The following is a 1,151-nucleotide window of genomic DNA, read 5'->3' as shown; positions in this document are numbered from 1 at the left end:
TATTCCCCAGAAAAGTAGAGATTGTCACCACGGATGGCGTATCTCCGTACATTCTCCCGTATATCTCCCAGGAGGTGATCTGGGTTTGAAAGCATCCATCCCGTTTCTGTATCATATCCTTGATGAAATTCAGTATATAATTCAGTATATTCTTGATAAAACCGAGTCTCTGACGGTTGATGATATCAGATTAGATCCTGATCTCAGTCGTTCCATTCCCCGTTCTCTTGAGATAATTGGTGAAGCGGTGAAAAATCTCTCATATGCTTTCCGGGATGCACATCCGGAGATTCCCTGGAATGATATTGCTGGTATGAGGGATAAACTCATTCATGGATATTTTGGGATTAAATAGATAGTCGTCTGGTCGGTTATCAAATATGATATTCCTGAACTTGATAGAAAGATTCGGAAGATAATTGAAGATATTAAAACCGAATAGAGTATAATCATGCTACCTAAAAAACCACCTGCAAAATCAGGTATCGATGCAATACGTCACAATGAGAAGAGGAAAAATATTCCCCCCGGAGAACTTCTTGATAATGTTGTAGGTGATGAACATAATCCATCCATTCTTCGGTATCCCCGTGATCCATCTCTTGATCCCCAATCGGTCTGGAAGGGTGGGGATGAACAGGATGGAAAAGATCTTAAGGTTCCGGCTGTTCCGATCTACATACAGGAAAATATCCATCCCAAGGTTATTATTGAGAAGTTTTTGGAGAGCCAGCGGACTTCTGACAGAGTGAAAGAAGCCTTAAAAGAAGCAGTTCAGGGCCTTGGATATGATCTTCTCCTGGTCTGTGGATTTGCTTTTGACTCTTATGTCTCTGAAGAACTAAAACGGAATGGGAATTTGATGGTATTACCGATTATGATGAACCCGGATCTAGCAATGGGCGATGAGCTCCTAAAGAAGACCGGGAGGGGGAATCTCTTTATGCTATTCGGAGAGCCGGATATTAATATCGTGAAAGAGAAAAGGTTCATTGCCGTAAAACTGAAGGGAGTGGATGTATATGTTCCTACAACCAGACAGGTCAGAAGTTATTCGACAGACGATGTTGCCTGCTGGTTTATCAATACCGATTATAATGGAGAGAGTTTCTTTGTCCGTCATGCGTACTTTACCGGGGCAGACAAACCTT

The 1,151-nt window shown here is 41.9% G+C and carries 1 protein-coding gene and 1 pseudogene; both read left to right on the top strand.

Annotated features, from left to right (window positions below; translation table 11 throughout):
* Window positions 1-85: 85 nt before the first annotated feature.
* Window positions 86-355: a HepT-like ribonuclease domain-containing protein gene (locus PLA23_RS13640; RefSeq protein ID WP_324329801.1), complete on the top strand. Its 270-nt coding sequence runs from the start codon at window positions 86-88 to the stop codon at window positions 353-355.
* Window positions 356-451: 96 nt separating this feature from the next.
* A pseudogene (locus PLA23_RS13635) lies at window positions 452-1,151 on the top strand (hypothetical protein); the annotation flags it as partial.

This window comes from Methanospirillum sp. (genome assembly GCF_035406105.1).
In the GTDB taxonomy this organism is placed as follows: Archaea; Halobacteriota; Methanomicrobia; order Methanomicrobiales; family Methanospirillaceae; genus Methanospirillum.
Note: the sequence above shows the minus strand (reverse complement) of the source record. Positions and strands in the feature narration are given on the sequence as shown.